Genomic DNA, 19,825 nt, shown 5'->3' with positions numbered 1-19,825 from the left:
TTTTCGTCCGCACATAGGGGCACTTTCAAATGACGAGCATTCTGACCAACACGGCTGCCCTGGCAGCTCTCTCCACCCTCCGTTCGATCAACAGCGACATGGAAACCACGCAGAGCCGCATCTCCTCCGGTTACCGGATCGAGAACGCTTCTGACAACGCCGCTTACTGGTCCATCGCCACCACGATGCGTTCCGACAACAAGGCACTGTCGACCGTTCAGGACGCCCTTGGCCTCGGCGCTGCCACCACCGATGTCGCCTACACTGCACTTGAAGCGTCGATCAACGTGGTCGACGAAATCAAGGCGAAGATCACCGCCGCTTCCGAGCCGGGCGTTGACAAGGCAAAGATCCAGAAGGAAATCGACCAGCTTCAGGACCAGCTCCTGTCGATCTCCAAGTCGGCTTCCTTCTCCGGCGAAAACTGGGTCTACCACACGGCATCCGCTGGCGTCGGCACGCAGTCGATTGTCGGTTCGTTCAACCGCGACGACGCCGGCAATGTCAGCCTGACGACGCTGGAATACGACACCAGCAACTCCTCGCTGGTCGAAGTCGACTCGTCCGGTTCCTACGTCACTTCAGTCGGCAAGGGCCTCCTGTCGTCCAACATCGAATACACGAACGCCACCGGTTCGACTGCAACGACCAGCTTCTCGGTTCTGACGCTCGACGTGACCACCGACGACCTGACCGAAGCGCTGAAGGCTGTCGACAAGGTTCTCCAGGACATGACGGATGCCGCTGCAGACGTCGGCGCCCTCAACAGCCGCATCGAAATGCAGGACACCTTCGTTGCCGACCTGATGGATAGCTTCGACAAGGGCATCGGCAAGCTCGTCGACGCTGACATGAACGAAGAATCGACCCGCCTGAAGGCTCTGCAGACGCAGCAGCAGCTGGGTATCCAGGCGCTCTCGATCGCCAACTCCAGCTCGCAGAACATCCTGCAGCTCTTCCAGTAAGACGAACGGAGGGTCTGGTACCCTCCCGGATAGTCGACAGATCCTCATCAAGGCCGCGCGAAAAATGCGCGGCCTTTTTGCGTTGCAGATCACCCGCTCCAGCTTCGCGCAGGCTACGGCACGTCTAATGGTCGTTGAGAAAGGCTGTTGCGTTAACGTCTCGTTAACTCTACACGCCTGCACCATCGCTAAAGAACGCCGAGCTGGCAGTGGGCAGAAGCCCCTTTCCCAGCGAGCATGATGCTGATCGCGCGTTGCCGGCCAAGCCTCCGGTATGTCCCTTTACAAAAGCCAGGGGCACATCCTCGATGACCAGTATCATTACCAACACCGGCGCAATGGCTGCGCTTCAGACCCTACGCGCAATCAACCAGGATATGGAAACGGTGCAGAACCGTATTTCCTCCGGCTACCGCGTCGAAACGGCCGCCGACAACGCCGCCTACTGGTCCATCGCCACCACCATGCGCTCCGATAACAAGGCGCTGTCGACCGTGCAGGACGCCTTGGGCCTTGGCGCTGCAAAGACCGATACGGCCTATACAGGCCTTGAATCGGCAATTTCCGTCGTCGACGAGATCAAGAGCAAGATCGTCGCTGCTTCCGAGCCTGGCGTCGACAAGACGAAGATCAACAAGGAACTGGCCGAGCTGAAGAACCAGCTGGCCTCGATTGCCGAATCGGCCTCGTTCTCCGGTGAAAACTGGCTTTACAACACCACGACGACAGGGGCTGCGGTCAAGAACATCGTCGCGTCCTTCAACCGTTCGGCCGACGGTGCCGTCTCGCTGACGACGCTCGAATATGACGCCGCCGGTTCGGTGATGATCGATACCCACAGCGCCGGCCGCGGTCTCCTGACCAAGGACTGGTCGGTGACGCAGCCCAACGGCACGGCCGGAACCACGGTTGCCAATTATTACCTGCTCGATGCCAACTCCACCCTGATGGGGACGGGCTCCGAAATCTTCATCGACAACACCACCTCTTCCGATGACCTCGCCGGCATGCTGAAGGCTGTCGAGGCCATGCTGCAGGAGCTGACTGATTCGGCCGCGACGCTTGGTGCCATCACCAGCCGCATCGACATGCAGGACGAGTTCGTCTCGACGCTGATGGACGTGATCGACAAGGGCGTGGGGCGCCTCGTTGATGCCGACATGAACGAGGAATCGACGCGTTTGAAGGCGTTGCAGACCCAGCAGCAGCTCGGCATCCAGGCGCTGTCGATTGCCAATACCAACGCGCAGAACATTCTCCAGCTGTTCCAGCAGTAAGCCTGTTTGCAAAAGTTACCGCCAAAACCGTGCCGGGCCGCGACATCTCCGTCGTTGCCCGGCATTCTTCATCCTCGCGCAAGTTTGGCAGCCTAAAGTTCCAGTATATTCACGTTCCCACTATATTCACGCTCTTTGTCTAATGACGGGCTTCGTGCTTCGGGACTTTAATCGGGACAGTGTCATGATCGCCTTGGCGAAACTTCGATCCTTCCACAGCCGCACCGGAGCGCGCGCATGACGGCGCCGCTTGCACGTTATCTCAAGGATTTCGGCGCGGCCCCGGTTGCCATGCCGGTGATGCCAAGCTTTGACGACGAGGAGCAGGACAGCCCCTTTTCCTTCGATACCATGCCGTCCGAACCACCCGTTGACCTCGACGCAGAACGGGCCGCGGCCCACGCCGAGGGCGAGGCGCAGGGCCGCTCGGAAATCCAGGCGCTCTGGGACGAAGAACGCGCGGCAACCGCTGCACGCCATGCCGAGGAAATCGCAACGCTTCGCCATTCGCTCGAGGAACAGGCCGCCGCCCGCATCGAGACCGGCTTCCGGTCGGCGGTCGAAACGCTCGCCGTCTGCCTGTCGGATCAGGTCGCGCAGGTGCTGGCGCCGGTGTTGACCGAAGCGCTGGCGCAAAAGGCGATCGGTGAACTGGCGCAGATGATCCGCTCAGCGCTTGCCGCAAGCCCGGCAGCGATTGTCACCGTGCATGGCCCGCTTTCTCTTTTCGATCTCCTGCAACAGTCCCTTGGCGAGGAGGCTCCGCAGCTTCGTCATGTCGAGGCGCCGGATCTCGATCTGTCCGTTGATATTGATGAGGCTGTGCTCGTGACGCGTATGTCTGCCTGGGCGGCCAGCCTGAAGAAGGTGCTGGGATGAGCGAACAGAACCATCACCACGGCAAGAATGAAATCATCATCATCAAGAAGCATGGCGGCGGTCATGGCGGTCACCATGGCGGCGCGTGGAAGATCGCTTTTGCCGACTTCATGACCGCAATGATGGCCTTCTTCCTGGTGATGTGGCTGGTCAACGCCTCCAACGAGGAAACCAAGGCTTCGGCCGCAAGCTATTTCAACCCGATCAAGCTGTCGGACGAGACGCCGGCCAAAAAGGGCCTGTCAAAACCCGTCGAGACCTCCGAGGGACAGGAAAAGAAGGAACGCTCCAAGGTGAAGGCCGACGCCGACAAGGTCGGTTCGGCGGCTGCCACCGGCGAGGACCAGACCTCCAGCTCCGGCGACGAGGCCAATTACTCCGAAGCGGACTTCTTTGAAAATCCCTATTCCGTGCTTGCCGAAATCGCGCAGGAAGTGGGCCAGCAGGCCAATGTCAGCGCCAAGGGCGAAGGCGGAGCCAGCGATTCCGGCCCCGCGACCGGCGCCGATGGCGGCGAAGCCTTCCGCGATCCGTTCGATCCCGATTTCTGGACGAAGCAGGTCGAGGTGACCCGCGCCGATGGCCAGCAGAAGGCGCCGGCCGAACAGGTTGCCGCCGTGGAAGCCAAGGATGTGACGCCGGAGATGCTGCCGCCGTCCGCTGCGAGCGTTGCCGTCGCCGACATGCCGCCGCCCGACGACCAGCCGGTGGCCGTCCAAAAAACCCAACCCGGAAAGCCCGGGGAACTGACCGAGGCGCAGATCGCCATGGCCATTCCGCAGCCGCGGCCCAATCCGGCTGACATTCAGCCCGATGCGGGCGGCACTGAAGCGCCGACCGCGTCAAACACACAAAAAGAAGCCGATGAACTGCGCCAGGCCATCGAGAACCAGATTGCCGGCGTCTCGGGAAAGCTCGCCGAAGGGTTGATCGTGACACCAGCTGAAGGCGGCGTCCTGATTACCCTGTCCGATCAGAGCCAGACGCCGATGTTCAATGTCGGTTCTGCCGTCCCGCGCCGGGAAATGGTGCTGGCGATGGAAAAAATCGGCGGGCTGCTCAAGGGCCGGCCGGGCGACGTCGTGATCCGTGGCCATACCGATGCGCGGCCCTTCCGTGATACCCAGAACGATAACTGGCGCCTGTCGGCGGCCCGTGCCCACAGCGCCTATTTCATGCTGGTGAAGGGCGGGCTCGAGGATACGCGCGTCAAGCAGATTTCCGGCTTTGCCGACCGGCGCCCGCAGGTGCTTGACGATCCGATGGCCGACCAGAACCGGCGCATCGAGATCCTGCTTCAGGACGGCAAGGGCTGACGATGGGCAAATACAGGACATCGATGAAACGTCTGGCTGCCGCCGTTGTCGTGGCCGGCTGGCCGCATGTCGCGCCGGCGCAGCAGGTGGTCGATGGCCTTGAACCCTACCAGATGCTGCGTTCCCTGCAGTTCTTGCAGGATACGGTTGTCATGGGCGACCATTCGGCCGCCGAAATGCAGCGCTTCATGCTGTCGACCATCGATCGCAACCTGCGCACCATCAATCCCGCCGTGTTCGACGATCCGCGCAATGTCGATGCAGCACTCATCTACGCGATGAGCGGCGGCAATCCGGCAACGCTCGAATTTCTCGTGGCCAAGGATCGTTCAGGCAATTTCGATACGCGCGTCGCCGATGCCCTGCGCAAATATCTCGCCGGCAAAGGCGCCATGATTGCCGGCGGCATGGCAAAGATGGTGCCGGAATATCGCGGCCAGCGGATCGGCCCCTATCTGGCGCTGATTGCCGGCAATGTCACGGTGACGAAGAACCCGAAGGATGCGCTGGTCTTCTACGACTGGGCACGCCTGACCGCGCCGGGAACCATCTTGGAGGAGGCGGCACTGCGTCGCTCCGTTGCCATCACCGTCGAGACGGGAATGGTGGAAAAGGCGCTGTCCTATTCGCGCCAGTATGCGCGCCGTTTTGTCTACTCGCCTTATGCCAGCCAGTTTGCCGATTTGTTCGTGCGGCTGGTCGTGTCGCATTTTGGTGCGGTCTCGGCAGACGATGTCAAGAGCGCGCTGGAGAGGATGGATGACGATCGCAGCCGTGAGATCTACCTGCGCATAGCCCGCCAGGCAGCCATTGAAGGTAAGTCTGAGCTTGCGCAATTTGCCTCCGATGAGGCGAAAGCGCGTGGCGCGTCGATGTCCGACCGGGATCGCTCCGTCGCCCGTCTTTTTGGCGGTGTCGCCAAGCTGCCGAACGGCAAGGTTGAAGACGCAGCCCAGGCGCTGGCCGATATTCCAGAGGCGATGCTGAGCCCTGAAGACCAGGCGCTGAGGGCAGCGGCCCAGCGGGTGGCCGAGGAGGTTCTGCGCCCGCCTGTTGCCGAAAGCTTCGGACAAGACGCAGCCGCTAATGTAGAAAATGACATCAGCGGAGAGACTGTTTCCGCAGTCTCCGGCAATGAACAGGCCGGACAAGCCGCTGCACCCTCCAAGAGGCCGGGTGGCAGCGCTCCAAAGCTCGATCCAGCTTTCCAGACCTATGTCGACAGGGGCCGTTCGACGCTTGATGCCATCGACGACCTGTTGAAGGGGGAGAACTAATTTCATGGTTGCTGTTGACGTTTCAACGAGGGCTCCGGCCGTCGATCCTGCATCTGCGTCCAGAATGTCCGGCAATGGCCGGGCAGAGGGCGGAGAAGGCGGTTTTGGGTCGGCGCTGGACAGCCTCGATCAGGGTGGCCGCCGGGCGCTGGGCCGCAAGGGCGAGGATGAAAATGCCACAAGCCCTTCGCCGGGCGAAACCGCAGGCGGGGAAAGCGGCGAAGAAACATCACGCCTCGATCTCAGTGCCGCAACGCTTGCCCGTTCGCGCATGGCTGCCGGTTCCGGCGAAACCGCCGTGCAGAAAATGCGCACGACAATCGGTGCCGACAAGACGCTTGTCGATGCAGGCGAGGCGCTCGCAGATGCCTCCGGCGATACCCTGGTCTCGGCTAAGGCGGGTCAGGGGACAAAAAGCCTGAAGGACTTGGCAAAGACCAGCCGGGAGGATGCCGGTGAACCGGCAGAAGGCGAGGAGAAAACTGCCGAAGCTGCAGCCTTGACCGATGAGCTTTCATCGATGCTGACCCTGCTTGCCGGATCCGGCGCCTCCGGGGAAGCACCGGCCGCGCGCCAGGCGGGTATGTCCGCCAAGGGCGGTCGTCAGGGCGAGGATGGCAAAAGCGAGCGCACGGCTGCAACGACAGACAAGGCAAACCCGCTGTCGGCCCTTGCTGCCGATGGCGAGACGCTGGTCATGCCAAATGGCGACGGTGCAACCGACACCCCGTCCGACGAGCGGACATTCCGCTTCGCCTCGGCGCGGGGCAAGGGTGCCAGCATGGATATGATCGTCGGAACGGCCAAGGACGGTAAGGCGAGTTTCGAGACGAAGGCGGCTTCGACGGGAGGCGCCGAGACGATTACCGTTCTTGATTCACGCCGCTTTCTCGGTTTCGGACAGTCGATCAATGGCGCGGCACTGACGGCTGCGATGTCGGGCGATCCGGAATGGACGAGCGCCATGCAGCCGGGTTCGGCCCTTTCCAACGCGGCCTCACAGAGCAGCACCGGCAATGTCGTCAATACCCTGAAGCTGCAGATGACGCCGATTGATCTGGGTACCGTCACGGCCACGCTGAAGCTTGTCGGCGATACGCTGAACGTCCAGCTGACGGTGGAGAACCGGGCGGCCCACAAGCAGCTGACACAGGACACGAGCGGCATCCTCGATGCGCTGCGCGCGCAAGGTTTTTCGGTCGACCAGGTGTCGGTCAACATCGCGCCGGCCGCCTCTGCCGATCCCTCGGCACAACAGGGGGATCTCGGCCAGCAGGCGGCGGGCTCCGGCGCCGGCAAGGATGGCAGCGCCGGCCGCGACCAGCAGGCCACTCAGTCCGGCCAGCCGGGCAGCACTTCGGGAATGATCGAGAATGACCCTCAGACGGATACTGGCGCTTACGGCGCTCGGCCTGACCTTCTTTACGTCTGAGGCGCTTGCCGTCTCTCCAGGCGCCTGTGAAACCGAAATACAGGCGGCTGCGGCGAAATACGGCATCCCCGAGGGCATCCTCTATTCGGTCGGTCTCACCGAGACCGGCCGCAAGGGCAGCCTTTATCCCTGGGCGCTGAATATCGAGGGCAAGGCGCTGTTTCCCGACAGCCCCATGGCGGCCTTCCAGGCCTTCCAGGCGGCGCGCAGCGAGGGCAAGGTGCTCATCGATATCGGCTGTATGCAGATCAACCACCACTTCCACGGGGAGAATTTCCCCTCCATGCGGGCGATGTTCGACCCGAAATCCAACGTGGAATATGCCGCGAAATTCCTGCGCAATCTCCACGACCGGCACGAGACGTGGACGATGGCGGTGGCCCGATACCACGCCGGGCCCAATAACGATCCCGCCCAGAAGCGGTATGTCTGCCGTGTCATCGCCAATCTGGTGGCCACCGGCTACGGAAAATGGACGCAGACCGCCTCGCAATTTTGCGGTTGAAGCACAACCGTGGATTGGTTTTCCGCGAAAACATGCATGCTGTCCGATTCCTGCCACGGATTGGACCAAAACGAGGCAGGGCAAGAGCAACTTTATTTTGCGTTAACTTTTCCACCGGTGAATTGTGCTTTTCGCAAACGAGAGGCACTAAATGTGGACCAAATCGCGACACAAGGGTTAAGCAACTATTAAATTGCATAGTTAACTTCGTGTAGTTGTCCAAGATTCGTACGATTCGTACCCATAGTCCATCGAGGCACCACACTGATTCGGAGGCGGACGAATGATCGTAGTGGTTGATGAGCGTGAGCTTGTTAAAGAGGGTTACACCTCACTTTTTGGACGCGAGGGAGTTCCCTCGACTGGGTTTGATCCGAAGGAATTCGGAGAATGGGTCGCCACGGCGGCAGACACGGATATCGACGCCGTGGAAGCTTTCCTGATCGGCCAGACCGGACGCGCACTCGAACTGCCGCGGGCCATCCGCGAGCGGACGACCGCACCGGTCATTGCCGTCAGCGACCAGCATTCGCTGGAAGCAACGCTTGCCCTGTTCGACAGCGGCGTCGACGATGTGGTGCGCAAGCCGGTTCATCCCCGGGAGATCCTGGCCCGTGCCGCGGCGATCCGCCGCCGGCTCAAGGCAATTTCCAATTTCACCGATGTCGGCCCCATCCGGGTGTTTTCCGACGGACGCGATCCGGAAATCCACGGCGACATCTTCCCGCTGCCGCGCCGCGAGCGCCGCATCCTGGAATACCTAGTCGCCAACCGTGGCCGTCGCGTTTCCAAGACCCAGATCTTCAACGCGATCTATGGCATCTTCGACGAGGAAGTCGAAGAAAACGTCGTGGAAAGCCACATCAGCAAGCTGCGCAAGAAGCTGCGCAAGAAGCTCGGTTTCGACCCGGTCGATTCCAAGCGCTTCCTCGGCTACTGCATCGACTGGAACTGACACAGTTTCGCCTGCGAGCCGGCCTCGATTCATTCGTGATTATCCATATACAACCCCGGAAATCGACGTCGGTTTCCGGGGTTGTATTTTGTCTGGCTTATGGAAGAGCCAGACAAAAGTTTCCTGTCTCGAGCTGCGGCAGCGCCCGCCGCAAATGTGAAGACAGACAGCTTCACGCAAGGCCCGTCATCTAGTGTCCACACCATAGGCAATACGGGGATTTTGATATGAGCCTTTACGGAACGATGCGGACCGGTGTGTCCGGAATGAACGCCCAGGCGAACCTGCTGGGGACGGTTTCAGACAACATCGCCAATTCGAGCACGGTCGGCTACAAAAAGTCGTCGACGCAGTTTTCATCGATGATTTTGCCGTCTTCGAACGGTGCCTACAATTCGGGCGGCGTCAACACCACGATCCGCTATTCGATCAACGACCAGGGCTCGTTTACCTACACGACGTCCGCCACCGACCTTGCCATCAATGGCGAAGGCTTCTTCATCGTGCAGGGCAGCGACGGCGTCGACTATCTGACGCGCTCCGGCAATTTCGAGATCCAGAACGATGGCTCGCTGCAGAACGCGGCCGGCTTCACGCTGATGGGCTACCCCTATTCCTCGACCGAAGATCCGACGATCGTCATCAACGGTTTCGAAGGCCTCACCGAGATCAATGTCGCCGCCGGCGGCCTGAAGTCCACGGCCTCCAGCGCCGGTACCGTCAGCGGCAACCTGCCGGGCAACGAGGCGGTCGGTTACACCAAGAAATCGTCGCTCGTGGCTTACGATTCGCAGGGCAATTCGAGAACCCTCGATCTCGTCTACACCAAGGCCTCCGAAAACAGCTGGACGCTCGACGTGCAGTATAACGGCGTCTCGGTAACCGGCCAGGTCGCATCCGGCTCCACCACGGCTGCCGTCAACGGCAACCTCTATGCCGCGGCGGCCACCGGCGCCACCTATTCCACCAAGTCGGTGGCCTATGACAGCACGGGCGCTGCCCACACGCTGAACTATAACTACACCAAGACGGCGACCGGCTGGGATCTGGAAGTGCTGGACGGCACGACCTCGATCGGCACCTCGTCCCTGACCTTCGATGCGTCCGGCGTCCTCACCAGTTCGTCCACCATGACGACGACGGCCAGCGGTTCGCTTGCTGCATTGACCGTCGATCTGTCCGGCCTCAGCGCTGGCACGGGTGTCTCGTCGATCATCGGATCGTCGAATGGCAATGGCACTGGCTATGAGCTGTCCTTCGACGGCGCCGGCGCGCTGCAAAGCCCGACCAGCATCACCACGACGGCCCAGTCGATCGGCGGTGCCACGCTGAGTGGCCTGACGCTCGACATCTCAGGCACATCGCAGAAGGGCGCGGACTATTCGGTCACCGGCAATATCGACGGGCAGGGCGCAAGCTCGGTCGACAAGATCGAGATCAGCAAGGATGGCATCGTGTCCATCCTTTATGAAAACGGTCAGTCCATTCCCTCCTATCGTATCGCCATGGCCATGGTGCAGAGCCCCAACAACCTCAATCCGCTGGCCGGCAACGTCTACTCGCAGAGCAACGATTCCGGCGTCGTCGTCATGGGCTATGCGGGCAGCAGCGGCTACGGCGAGATCCTCTCGGGCGCGCTTGAAGATTCCAACGTCGATATCGGCGAAGAACTCACCGAGATGATCCAGGCCCAGCGGAATTACACCGCAAACTCCAAGGTCTTCCAGACCGGTTCCGAACTTTTGGAAACGCTGGTCAACCTCAAGAGGTAATCGCGTAACGTCTCGAAAAGGTTAGTCAAATGTCGCTTTCCACAGCATTGTCCACCGCACAGTCGATCTTCAACAACACCGGGACGCAAACCTCGGTCACGTCGACGAACATTTCCAACGCCCAGAACGCCAACTATGTCCGGCGCACTGCAGTTTTGGTCACCGCGGGCAATGGTGCGCTCGTGGCCGGCACCGAGCGGGTGCAGAATTCGACGCTCTTTCGCCAGACCATTGCAAGCACGTCGCTGGCCAGTGGCCAGACGACGCTGCTCAACGGGCTGGAAGAAATCCGCGGCCTGCTTGGCAATAACGACTATGACACCTCGCCGAGCACGCGGCTTAGCACGCTTCTGACCAATCTCGATGCCTATGCGGCAAAACCAAACGAGGCAACACTTGCCTCGACGGCCGTTTCCTCCGCGCAGGATGTCGTCGATACGCTGAACAATGCCGCGAGCGAAGTGCAGGCCATCCGCACCCGTGCGGATGCCGAGATCAAGAGCCAGGTCGACACGCTGAACAACCTGCTCAGCCAGTTCGAAAGCGCCAATACCGAGGTGATGCGGGCGACCGTGTCGAACTCCGACGCCAGCAATGCGCTCGACACACGCGATACGTTGCTGAAGCAGATTTCGGAAATCGTCGGCATCTCCACCGTCTCGCGCCCCGGCGGCGACGTTGCCATCTATACCAGCGACGGCACGACGCTGTTTGAGAAGATCCCGCGCACGGTCTCCTTCCAGCCGACGGCCACCTATACGGCCGGCACCACCGGCAATGCCATCTATGTGGATGGCGTGGCCATAAAGGCCGGCAACGGTTCCGATACGGATGCCAGCGGCTCGCTCCAGGCCCTCTTGCAGATCCGCGACGACATCGCGCCGAAATTCCAGAGCCAGCTCGACGAAGTGGCACGCGGCCTGATCGTCGCCTTTGCCGAAACCGGTCCGACCGGCACGCTCACGCCGAAGGCCGGCCTCTTTACCAATGGCGTCGATGACAGCGTGCCCTCCAGCGGCACCGTGATCGCGGGTCTTGCCGGCAGCATTTCCATCAATGCCGCCGTAAAGACCAATCCGCAGCTTTTGCGCGATGGCGGCATCAATGGTGCAAGCTACGTGGTCAACACGCAAAGCTCGGCCGGCTTCTCGACGCTTCTTGACAGTTATTCCCAGGCGATGCAGACACCCCAGTCCTTCGATGCCTCGACCGGTATCGACGGCAATCTCGACGTCATGTCGTTTGCCTCGGATTCTGCCGGCTGGCTCGAAAGCCTGCGCAGCACCGCATCGTCGGCCGAGGAAAGCAAAAGCGCCATGCAGTCGCGTGCGCTGCAGGCCTATTCCAGCGAAACGGCGGTCAGCCTGGATGAGGAACTGTCGCTGCTGCTCGATATCGAACAGTCCTACAAGGCTGCGACCAAACTCGTCAGCACCATTGATGAAATGATGCAGGCGCTTCTGTCGGTGGCGGGATAAACCATGAAAACCTCTTTCAGCTCGACTGTTTCCATCCAGACCAGCCTGCGCCAGGCCATGGCCAAGGCGCAGAGCGAACTCGTCAAGGCCAATGAGGAAGTCACCACCGGTGTGCATGCCGACATGGGCGTCGCGCTGGGGGGCAGCACGTCCCGCAGCATCGACCTCAGCCGCGATGTCATGCGCATCGATGCGCAGCTCACCACCAACTCTATTGCCGAGCAACGCCTGGATTCCTCCGAGGAAGCGCTGTCGAAGCTTTCCGACGTCAGCCAGAAAGTGCTGGATTCGCTGGCGGCGCTGACGGACAGCACCTCGACGCTTGGCGATGCGCGCGCCGTGATCGGCAGTGCCATGGACACGTTCACCGATATCGCCAACACCTCGGTCACCGGCGAATACCTGTTTGCCGGCACCAATACCGATGTGAAGCCGCTCACCTCCTATTCCGAAGCCAGCTCGCCCTTCAATGCAGCGGTTGATACGGAACTGAATTTCTACCTGACGAACAACGGCATCGCGTCCGCCGAGACCATGACGCCTTCGCAGATGCAGAGCTTCCTCACCGATCTCGAGGGCAAGTTCAACGGCACGACGGCGCTGAGCGACCCACCGCATACCGGCCTTGGCGGCCAGGATTTCTGGTCGAACTTCGTGTCGGATGCCAGCGACACCAATATGACGACGCGCATCAGCGCAACGGAAGTGGTGGCCACTTCGACCAATGCCAACAGCAGCGGCTTTCGCAGCTTCATGTTCGCCTCGGTCGTTGCCAGCAAGTTCCTGACGGAGGAAATTCCGGAAAACGTGCGCAGCGTCGTGGTGGAGAAATCCACGGCTGCGATCGGCAAGGCGATTTCCGGCCTCAACAGCCAGCGCTCAGAGATCGGGCTTTCGTCGCAGCGCGTCAAGCAGGCGGACGAGACCCTCGAAGCGCAGAAAACCATCATCGAAACGCATCTGAACGATCTTCAGGGCATCGATGCCTACGAAGCATCCACCCGGGTCACGTCGCTGCAGGCGCTTCTCGAAGCGGCCTACACACTGACCTCGCGAATTCAACAGCTGAGCCTTGTGAACTTCCTTTGATGACCGAAGGACGTTGGTGAAAATGAAGGATACATGAATGTACCAGTTTTCATATGCCGAGATCATGGAGGACGACGTCGCTGACGCCAAGTCCCGTGAGCGGCAGGCACTCGAGCGATCCATCGATCTGCTCAAGGCGGCACGCGATGCGCCGCCCAATGCACGTCAGACGATCGAAGCACTTTTCTACACCCGGCGCGTCTGGATCAGGTTCATCGAGGACCTGCGCCAGCCGGAAAACGAACTGAATCTCGAACTCCGAGCCAATCTCATCTCCATTGCCCTCTGGATCCTCAAGGAATGCGAACGCATCAGGCGTCGTCAGTCCGACAACTTCCAGGGCATCATCGACGTGACAACCATCATCAGGGATGGACTTAAATGAAAAGTACGCTGCGCATCTCGCTGAAATCCGGCGAAAGAATCTTCATCAACGGCGCCGTCCTGCGGGTGGACCGCAAGGTCGCGCTGGAATTCCTCAACGACGTGACCTTCCTTCTGGAAAACCACGTTCTCCAGCTGGAAGACGCCACGACGCCTTTGCGTCAGCTTTATTTCATTGCGCAGATGATGCTGATCAACCCCGAGGGGAAAGACCAGTCGCTGACGATGTTCCGCAAGTCCATCACCATGCTGCTCTCCTGCTTCCATGATGACGAGGTCCTGGCGGAACTGAAGCGCATCGATGCCATGGTGGCGAGCGGCCGCGCCTTCGACGCGCTGAAGGCGATCCGCGGGCTCTATGCCATCGAGGACCGCATTCTCAACAACCAGGAAATGACGCCGGCAACGGTCGAGCAGATCCGTCGGGAGATCGCACCATGGCGGTAGACCCGGTCACCACGACGACGGCGACCGCGGCATCCAACCCCTGGGCCAATGCCGGCGCCTCGTCCACTGACAAGAACAATGCCAGCCTGAACTATGACAGCTTCCTGAAGCTGCTCATTGCCCAGATGAAAAACCAGGATCCGACCGATCCGATGGATGCATCCGAGCAGATCTCGCAGCTGGCGTCGTTCTCGCAGGTGGAGCAGACCATCCAGACGAACACGCATCTGAAGAGCATGCTGCAGGCCGAGGCGCTGACGCGGGCCGGCGATCTCGTCGGCAAATATGTCAAGAGTGCCGACGATACGGTGACCGGCAAGATCAAGGAAGCGCAGGTCTATTCCGACGGCCTCATCGCCGTGACCGAAAACGGCGACAAGGTGCTCATGCAGGCTGGCGTCATCCTGTCGAACGATCCGATCACCGACACGGAATCCTCGACGTCGGACACATCGACCGATACAAGCAACTGATCGAATCATCCCTGGATGTAACAGGGAAGGAGTGGCTCAATGAATGAAGCCGATGCGCTTGAAATCATGCAGGCGGCGATGAGGACGGTCCTCGTCGCCTCCGGCCCCGCGGTCCTTGCGGCCATGGTGGTCGGCGTCGGCATCGCCTTTCTCCAGGCTCTCACCCAGATCCAGGAAATGACGCTGACCTTCGTGCCGAAGATCGTTGCCATCCTGCTCGCTGTCGGGCTGTCGGCTCCGTTCATCGGCAGCCAGATCTACCTGTTTGCAGAGCTTGTCTTTTCGCGCGTGCAGTCGGGTTTCTGACGCCGCTTCACACCGATGCCTGCGCAAGGTTCAGCCATCCTCGCGCAAGCTTCGACCTCTAGGGTTGTCATGAACTGGCGTGACCTCCGTTGCGCCGCCTTCTCATGAAGAGACGGAAATCCATGGCGCAACCACCCTCACTCTCCATTCCCAAGGTCGCCCCGAACGGCCGGGATATCGGTTTTGCCCTTGGCATCATCGCCATCCTGTGCATCCTGTTCCTGCCGATCCCGACCTTCCTCATCGACATGGGCCTGGCCTTCTCCATCGCCTTTTCCGTGCTGATCCTGATGGTGGCGCTTTGGATCGAGCGGCCGCTCGATTTCTCGTCCTTCCCGACCATTCTCCTGATCTCCACGATGATCCGCCTGTCGCTCAACATCGCGACGACGCGCGTCATCCTCAGCCACGGACACGAGGGACACACCGCCGCCGGCGGCGTGATTGCCGGTTTTGCCGAACTGGTCATGTCCGGCGACTTCCTCATCGGGGTGATCGTCTTCCTGATCCTGGTGACCGTGAACTTCATCGTCATCACCAAGGGTGCGACCCGTATCGCCGAAGTGGGCGCACGGTTCACCCTCGACGCCATTCCCGGCAAGCAGATGTCGATCGATGCGGACCTTTCGGCCGGCATCATCGACGAAAAGCAGGCGCAGCACCGTCGCCGCGAGCTGGAAGAGGAAAGCATGTTCTTCGGCGCCATGGACGGCGCCTCCAAGTTCGTGCGCGGCGATGCCATCGCCGGCCTCCTCATCACCGCCATCAACGTCTTCGGCGGCATCATCATCGGTTATTTCCGTCACGGCATGGAAATCGGCGAAGCCGCTGACGTCTTCGTCCGGCTTTCGGTCGGCGACGGTATCGTCTCGCAGATCCCGGCGCTCGTCGTGTCGCTGGCTGCCGGCCTTCTGGTGTCGCGCGGTGGAACGCCCGGCACCGCCGACAAGGCTGTTATCGACCAGCTCGGTGGTTATCCCCGCGCGCTGTCGCTGGCAGCTTCGCTGATGGGTATTCTCGCATTGGTTCCCGGTCTGCCGTTTCTTCCCTTCGTCACGCTCGGCGGCATCATGGCGTTTGGCGCCTGGATCGTGCCGCGTCGTCTGGAAGCCGAAACCAAGGCGCGTCGCGATACCGAGGAAAAGAAGGTCATCCAGACGAAGGAAGCCGAAAAGGATTCCGTCAAGTCGATGCTGAAGACGGCCGAGATCGAGCTGGCGCTCGGCAAGCAGGTCTCGACGCGGCTTCTCGGCGCGCATCAGGAGCTGGCCTTCAGGGTTGGCAAGATGCGCAAGAAGTTTGCCACGCAATATGGCTTCGTTGTGCCCGAGATCAAGGTTGCCGACGATATCTCGATCCCGGAAAAATCCTACCAGATCCGCATCCACGGCACGACGATCGCCTCCAATTCGCTGCGCGTCGGCGATGTGCTTGTCGTCACCGGCTCCGGGCGCAAGCCGAGCATTCCCGGCGACGAGATCCGCGAACCCGCTTTCGGCATGCCGGCGGTTTCCATTCTCGAAGCCTTTGCCGATGACCTGAAGCGCGAGGGCTTTCACCCGATCGACAATGTCTCGGTGGTGCTGACGCATCTCTCCGAAGTCATCCGCAACAACCTGCCGCAGCTTTTGTCTTACAAGGACGTGAAGGTGCTGATCGACCGGATGGACCCGGAATACAAGAAGCTGGCGGACGAGATCTGCTCGTCGCACATGTCTTATTCCGGCCTTCAGGCGGTGCTGAAACTGCTTCTGGCCGAGCGGGTCTCGATCCGCAACCTGCACCTTATCCTGGAAGCGGTGGCGGAACTTGCGCCGCATGTCAGAAAGACCGAACAGATCGTCGAGCATGTGCGGGTGCGCATGGCCCAGCAGCTCTGCGGCGATCTCGCCGACAATGGCGTGCTGCGCGTGCTGCGTCTCGGCAGCAAGTGGGACCTGTTGTTCCACCAGGCACTGAAGCGCGATCCCAAGGGCGACGTGGTGGAATTCGACATCGATCCGCGTGCGCTCGAGGAGTTCAGCGAGCAGGCGAGCAAGGTTATCCGTGAATTCATGGATCGTGGCCTGCCTTTCGTGCTTGTCACCTCGCCCGAAACACGGTCCTATGTGCGCATGATCATCGAACGCCTGTTCTCGACGCTTCCCGTGCTGTCGCATGTGGAACTCGCCAAGGGGCTCGACATCAAGATATTGGGCTCGATTTCATGATAACAGACCCGCAGGGGATAATGCTTGCTCTCTTCCTGGCGTTTTGCCGGATGGGTGGCTGCATTCTGACCCTGCCGGGTTTTTCAAGCGCCCGACTGCCGACAAATATCCGGTTGATGGTGGCAATCGCGGTCTCGATGGCGATCCTGCCGGTGATCTGGGACAGTGTCTATCCGAACGCATCGGCGCCGCCGGGCACCTATATCGGCCTCATCGCGTCTGAAACGCTTGTCGGCGTGATGTATGGCATGATTGCCCGCTTCTACGTGCTCGGCCTGCAATATGCCGGCGCAATCCTTGGCATGTCGATCGGTTTCACAGCGCCCGGCGGCCACGATATCATCGAGGATACCTCGGAATCCTCGGTCACCAGTCTCATCACCTTTTCCGGGCTGATGCTGCTGTTCATCATGGATTTCCATCACATGGTGTTTCACGCGCTGATCGATTCCTACAAGGCAACGCCGGTCGGCGCACTCGTCGAGCCGCAGAAAATGCTGATCACGCTCACCGATACGCTGCGCGCCTCCACCTCCATCATGCTGCGCCTCGTCAGCCCTTTCCTCATCTACGGGCTGCTGTTCAACGTGGCGATCGGCCTCGTCAACAAGCTTGCGCCGCAGATCCCGGTCTACTTCATCTCGACGCCCTACCTGATCACCGGGGGCGTGTTCATGCTCTATCTTGCCATCGCCGCGATGATGCGGCAGTTCGCCGACGGATTTCCGGCGGTCTTCAACTCCTTTTGAGGCGGCCATGGCAAGCAGCGGACAACCGAGATCCAAAAAGCTCAAACGGCTCGTTGCTGTCCAGCGGCATCTGGAAAAGATGGCCGAGGGAGAGCTTGCCTCAACGACCGTACAGCGCGTCGAAGTGGGCCAGCAGATGGATCTGGTCATCGATGCCATCGGCTCGATGACGCCGCTGCACATGCAGTTCTCGCGCAATTATTCCGAACGCTTCGGCCGCCTGATGGTCAAGGACAAGCAGCTTGCCGGCGTACAGCAGGTGCTGGAGGCCCGTGTCATCCGCGAGCGCACCAAGGGCGACCGGCTGGAAGAACACATGAAGGATGCGCGCGACAGCGAAGACCGCGAACGTGATGACAACGCCATCTATGATCTCCTGGAAATGACCCTGCTTCCGGGCAAGGCCAAACCTTTCTGACAATCTGTCCGATTCGTTGCCGCCGCGAGGCGGGAAGCGACCTTTTCGCAGCGCCCGGCAGCGGCTCTCGGCGTAAGCACTGCGTTTCAGACAAACAGGGCGCCGGCTCCTGATTTCCATAAATACTTTTCAAAAACAAAAGGTTGAGTTCTTTACTCGACACCGCTTCGTCAGGCTTCCTCCTCTGTTTTTGTCCGATCGCGGTCACGCCAGCCTGCAGCAAGCTTCACCCCGCATAGTCTCGCCACTCAGACGAAAGGAAGCTCACGTGGCGATCTCTCCTCCCAGCGACCTGGTGCTCGATGTGCTGCGCGCCGCTGACCCCAGCGATGTCCAGGCCGCCCAGGCAAAATTGAAAGCAACCCGCGCGGCCTTTGCCGCCACCAGTCTTGCCTCTGCCGGCACCGGATTTGCCGTGGCCGTCGATCTGCTCGACGGTTCCGAGACCAAGGCCGGTATTGAACGCGCCGAGAAGAAGGCGAAAGCGGCCGAGATGCCGCAGGAATATCGCAAGTTCGAGGCCTCCATCCTGCAGACCTTCGTCAACTCGATGATGCCGAGTGACAGCGAGCAGGTCTATGGCAAGGGCTCGGCCGGCGAGTTCTGGAAAAGCATGATGTCGGAACAGATCGCCGACCAGATCTCCAAGAGCGGCGGCGTCGGCATTGCCGAGCAGGTCTATTCCCAGGCGCTGCAGAAGGCCCGCAGCCAGGGTGAGGTCAATGCGCAAACCGACGAGGATGACCGCAGCCGGACGCTCTCCATGATCAACGATTTTGAACGTAAGGTATTCGACCTTGCACCGGCCGAACGGGGCGAGGCGTGACAATGCAGCATAGCGGAACCGAAAACATGGAAGTTATCTCCAACGATTATCGTATCAAGACGGTTCTTGGCCGGCTGGAGATGATTGTCGACAACGAGAATGAACGGATCGGCAAGGATCCGCAGTTCGACCTCAAGGTGTCGAACGCGCACAAGAGCCGTTGCCTCTATGAGTTGACGATGCTGTTCCGCAGCACCAGCCCGCAGGAGCTGGCCGTCAACCACATCGAGCAGATGCACGCGTTGAAGGTGAAGCTGGCGCTGAATGCGCGGCGGGTGGAAGCGCATCTGAATGCCGTGCGCACCGTGGCAGACCTGTTGAAAAACGCCGTGCGCGACGCCGATGGTGACGGCACCTATACCCAAGAACAATTCTATTACAGCGAATCCTGATGGTTAAGCTCATTATCACCGGTCTGTGGGTCTGCGTCGTCACCTTGGGTGCGGTGTATTTCTCCGTGAAGATGTCGGCGCCGCCCCCGCCGGTGGATGAGTCGCAACTGCTGAAAGACAAATCCGAACTGGTGAAGGGCGAGGCGATCAACGTGCCCGTCCTCGCCAACGGCGCCGTGCAGGGTTATTTCATCACCCGCATCTCTTTCCTCATGGACAAGGAAAAGGTGAAGGGTCTGCACCTGCCGCTGACCGAAATGATGACCGACGAGCTTTTCACCCTGCTGGTCGGCAACCGGATGGTGGATCTTTCCGATACCAAGGCCTTTGACCTTGAAACCTTCAAGGCCAGCATCAAGGACAATCTCAACAAGAAGTTCGGCGAAGATTACGTTCTCGAACCGCTTGTCGAGCAGATCGATTACCTCTCCAAGGACGATATCCGCGCCAATGCCGAGCGCCCGCAGGGCAAGCAGGTGATGCCGACGAAGATCGTCGAAGGCGTGGCCCCCGTCGAGGCGGTGAAGACCGGCCATTAAAACTGGCCTGCGATGCGCCGCAAAGCGTCCCCATCGAAGTCTTAACGAAAGTCGAATCCCATCGTTAGGATTCGATTTTTTCGTTTAAATGCAGTTTTAGAGCCTCCTGATATTGCTGCTTCACAGTTTGCAACGA

General features: G+C 60.3%; 21 protein-coding genes. All 21 read left to right on the top strand.

Annotated features, from left to right (window positions below):
- Window positions 1-29 precede the first annotated feature (29 nt).
- The 21 genes from AC4CWH_RS13575 to AC4CWH_RS13475 all read left to right on the top strand — a co-directional run bounded on the left by AC4CWH_RS13575 (window position 30) and on the right by AC4CWH_RS13475 (window position 19,689).
- Window positions 30-965, top strand: coding sequence for a flagellin N-terminal helical domain-containing protein (locus AC4CWH_RS13575; RefSeq protein WP_491282590.1), 936 nt, complete (start codon window positions 30-32; stop codon window positions 963-965).
- Between the two features lie 308 nt (window positions 966-1,273).
- Window positions 1,274-2,242: a flagellin N-terminal helical domain-containing protein gene (locus AC4CWH_RS13570; protein ID WP_491282589.1), complete on the top strand. Its 969-nt coding sequence runs from the start codon at window positions 1,274-1,276 to the stop codon at window positions 2,240-2,242.
- Between the two features lie 237 nt (window positions 2,243-2,479).
- Window positions 2,480-3,121 carry a hypothetical protein gene (locus AC4CWH_RS13565; RefSeq protein WP_491319153.1) on the top strand — a complete coding sequence of 214 codons (642 nt, stop codon included), beginning with the start codon at window positions 2,480-2,482 and terminating at the stop codon, window positions 3,119-3,121.
- Complete coding sequence (locus AC4CWH_RS13560) at window positions 3,118-4,437, top strand: MotB family protein (RefSeq protein ID WP_491319152.1); 1,320 nt, start codon at window positions 3,118-3,120, stop codon at window positions 4,435-4,437. Before AC4CWH_RS13565 ends, AC4CWH_RS13560 begins: the two co-directional genes overlap by 4 nt.
- 23 nt (window positions 4,438-4,460) lie before the next feature.
- Window positions 4,461-5,714 (top strand): chemotaxis protein MotC, encoded by a 1,254-nt coding sequence (gene motC, locus AC4CWH_RS13555; RefSeq protein ID WP_491319151.1) that lies wholly within the window; start codon window positions 4,461-4,463, stop codon window positions 5,712-5,714.
- A gap of 4 nt (window positions 5,715-5,718) precedes the next feature.
- Window positions 5,719-7,146, top strand: coding sequence for a flagellar hook-length control protein FliK (gene fliK / locus AC4CWH_RS13550; protein ID WP_491319150.1), 1,428 nt, complete (start codon window positions 5,719-5,721; stop codon window positions 7,144-7,146).
- Window positions 7,088-7,651, top strand: a complete 564-nt coding sequence (locus AC4CWH_RS13545) for a transglycosylase SLT domain-containing protein (protein WP_491282584.1) — start codon at window positions 7,088-7,090, stop codon at window positions 7,649-7,651. Before fliK ends, AC4CWH_RS13545 begins: the two co-directional genes overlap by 59 nt.
- A 283-nt stretch (window positions 7,652-7,934) precedes the next feature.
- Complete coding sequence (locus AC4CWH_RS13540; protein ID WP_491282582.1) at window positions 7,935-8,606, top strand: response regulator transcription factor; 672 nt, start codon at window positions 7,935-7,937, stop codon at window positions 8,604-8,606.
- A 227-nt stretch (window positions 8,607-8,833) separates the two neighbouring features.
- Window positions 8,834-10,378, top strand: coding sequence for a flagellar hook protein FlgE (locus AC4CWH_RS13535; RefSeq protein ID WP_491319149.1), 1,545 nt, complete (start codon window positions 8,834-8,836; stop codon window positions 10,376-10,378).
- A gap of 29 nt (window positions 10,379-10,407) precedes the next feature.
- Window positions 10,408-11,856: a flagellar hook-associated protein FlgK gene (gene flgK / locus AC4CWH_RS13530; RefSeq protein WP_491319148.1), complete on the top strand. Its 1,449-nt coding sequence runs from the start codon at window positions 10,408-10,410 to the stop codon at window positions 11,854-11,856.
- Window positions 11,857-11,859: 3 nt separating this feature from the next.
- Window positions 11,860-12,945, top strand: a complete 1,086-nt coding sequence (locus AC4CWH_RS13525; protein WP_491319147.1) for a flagellar hook-associated family protein — start codon at window positions 11,860-11,862, stop codon at window positions 12,943-12,945.
- Between the two features lie 37 nt (window positions 12,946-12,982).
- Entirely contained in the window at window positions 12,983-13,330 is a 348-nt protein-coding gene (flaF, locus tag AC4CWH_RS13520; protein ID WP_491282577.1) for a flagellar biosynthesis regulator FlaF, read from the top strand.
- Window positions 13,327-13,776 (top strand): flagellar biosynthesis repressor FlbT, encoded by a 450-nt coding sequence (gene flbT / locus AC4CWH_RS13515; RefSeq protein WP_491282576.1) that lies wholly within the window; start codon window positions 13,327-13,329, stop codon window positions 13,774-13,776. Before flaF ends, flbT begins: the two co-directional genes overlap by 4 nt.
- A complete protein-coding gene (gene flgD / locus AC4CWH_RS13510) occupies window positions 13,767-14,249 on the top strand; it encodes a flagellar hook assembly protein FlgD (protein WP_491282575.1) in 483 nt (160 codons plus the stop codon). The genes flbT and flgD overlap by 10 nt, the downstream gene beginning before the upstream one ends.
- Before the next feature lie 39 nt (window positions 14,250-14,288).
- Window positions 14,289-14,555 (top strand): flagellar biosynthesis protein FliQ, encoded by a 267-nt coding sequence (gene fliQ, locus AC4CWH_RS13505; RefSeq protein WP_491282574.1) that lies wholly within the window; start codon window positions 14,289-14,291, stop codon window positions 14,553-14,555.
- A 122-nt stretch (window positions 14,556-14,677) separates the two neighbouring features.
- Window positions 14,678-16,765, top strand: coding sequence for a flagellar biosynthesis protein FlhA (gene flhA / locus AC4CWH_RS13500; RefSeq protein WP_491282573.1), 2,088 nt, complete (start codon window positions 14,678-14,680; stop codon window positions 16,763-16,765).
- Entirely contained in the window at window positions 16,762-17,514 is a 753-nt protein-coding gene (gene fliR, locus AC4CWH_RS13495) for a flagellar biosynthetic protein FliR (protein WP_491282572.1), read from the top strand. Before flhA ends, fliR begins: the two co-directional genes overlap by 4 nt.
- A gap of 7 nt (window positions 17,515-17,521) precedes the next feature.
- Window positions 17,522-17,932: a hypothetical protein gene (locus tag AC4CWH_RS13490; protein ID WP_491282571.1), complete on the top strand. Its 411-nt coding sequence runs from the start codon at window positions 17,522-17,524 to the stop codon at window positions 17,930-17,932.
- Window positions 17,933-18,200: 268 nt separating this feature from the next.
- The gene (locus tag AC4CWH_RS13485) at window positions 18,201-18,758 is read left to right on the top strand and encodes a rod-binding protein (RefSeq protein ID WP_491282570.1); all 558 of its coding nucleotides are present in this window, start codon (window positions 18,201-18,203) and stop codon (window positions 18,756-18,758) included.
- A gap of 26 nt (window positions 18,759-18,784) precedes the next feature.
- Window positions 18,785-19,150 carry a hypothetical protein gene (locus AC4CWH_RS13480; protein WP_491282569.1) on the top strand — a complete coding sequence of 122 codons (366 nt, stop codon included), beginning with the start codon at window positions 18,785-18,787 and terminating at the stop codon, window positions 19,148-19,150.
- Entirely contained in the window at window positions 19,150-19,689 is a 540-nt protein-coding gene (locus AC4CWH_RS13475; protein ID WP_491319146.1) for a hypothetical protein, read from the top strand. Before AC4CWH_RS13480 ends, AC4CWH_RS13475 begins: the two co-directional genes overlap by 1 nt.
- Window positions 19,690-19,825: the final 136 nt, after the last annotated feature.

This window comes from Neorhizobium sp. PAMB6716, assembly GCF_058242805.1.
This window is presented reverse-complemented; position numbering and strand designations above follow the sequence as displayed.

Coding starts and splice junctions, on each gene's coding strand:
- AC4CWH_RS13575 (WP_491282590.1), top strand. CDS start 30: ATGACGAGCATTCTGACCAACACGGCTGCCCTGGCAGCTCTCTCCACC.
- AC4CWH_RS13570 (WP_491282589.1), top strand. CDS start 1,274: ATGACCAGTATCATTACCAACACCGGCGCAATGGCTGCGCTTCAGACC.
- AC4CWH_RS13565 (WP_491319153.1), top strand. CDS start 2,480: ATGACGGCGCCGCTTGCACGTTATCTCAAGGATTTCGGCGCGGCCCCG.
- AC4CWH_RS13560 (WP_491319152.1), top strand. CDS start 3,118: ATGAGCGAACAGAACCATCACCACGGCAAGAATGAAATCATCATCATC.
- motC (WP_491319151.1), top strand. CDS start 4,461: ATGAAACGTCTGGCTGCCGCCGTTGTCGTGGCCGGCTGGCCGCATGTC.
- fliK (WP_491319150.1), top strand. CDS start 5,719: ATGGTTGCTGTTGACGTTTCAACGAGGGCTCCGGCCGTCGATCCTGCA.
- AC4CWH_RS13545 (WP_491282584.1), top strand. CDS start 7,088: ATGACCCTCAGACGGATACTGGCGCTTACGGCGCTCGGCCTGACCTTC.
- AC4CWH_RS13540 (WP_491282582.1), top strand. CDS start 7,935: ATGATCGTAGTGGTTGATGAGCGTGAGCTTGTTAAAGAGGGTTACACC.
- AC4CWH_RS13535 (WP_491319149.1), top strand. CDS start 8,834: ATGAGCCTTTACGGAACGATGCGGACCGGTGTGTCCGGAATGAACGCC.
- flgK (WP_491319148.1), top strand. CDS start 10,408: ATGTCGCTTTCCACAGCATTGTCCACCGCACAGTCGATCTTCAACAAC.
- AC4CWH_RS13525 (WP_491319147.1), top strand. CDS start 11,860: ATGAAAACCTCTTTCAGCTCGACTGTTTCCATCCAGACCAGCCTGCGC.
- flaF (WP_491282577.1), top strand. CDS start 12,983: ATGTACCAGTTTTCATATGCCGAGATCATGGAGGACGACGTCGCTGAC.
- flbT (WP_491282576.1), top strand. CDS start 13,327: ATGAAAAGTACGCTGCGCATCTCGCTGAAATCCGGCGAAAGAATCTTC.
- flgD (WP_491282575.1), top strand. CDS start 13,767: ATGGCGGTAGACCCGGTCACCACGACGACGGCGACCGCGGCATCCAAC.
- fliQ (WP_491282574.1), top strand. CDS start 14,289: ATGAATGAAGCCGATGCGCTTGAAATCATGCAGGCGGCGATGAGGACG.
- flhA (WP_491282573.1), top strand. CDS start 14,678: ATGGCGCAACCACCCTCACTCTCCATTCCCAAGGTCGCCCCGAACGGC.
- fliR (WP_491282572.1), top strand. CDS start 16,762: ATGATAACAGACCCGCAGGGGATAATGCTTGCTCTCTTCCTGGCGTTT.
- AC4CWH_RS13490 (WP_491282571.1), top strand. CDS start 17,522: ATGGCAAGCAGCGGACAACCGAGATCCAAAAAGCTCAAACGGCTCGTT.
- AC4CWH_RS13480 (WP_491282569.1), top strand. CDS start 18,785: ATGGAAGTTATCTCCAACGATTATCGTATCAAGACGGTTCTTGGCCGG.
- AC4CWH_RS13475 (WP_491319146.1), top strand. CDS start 19,150: ATGGTTAAGCTCATTATCACCGGTCTGTGGGTCTGCGTCGTCACCTTG.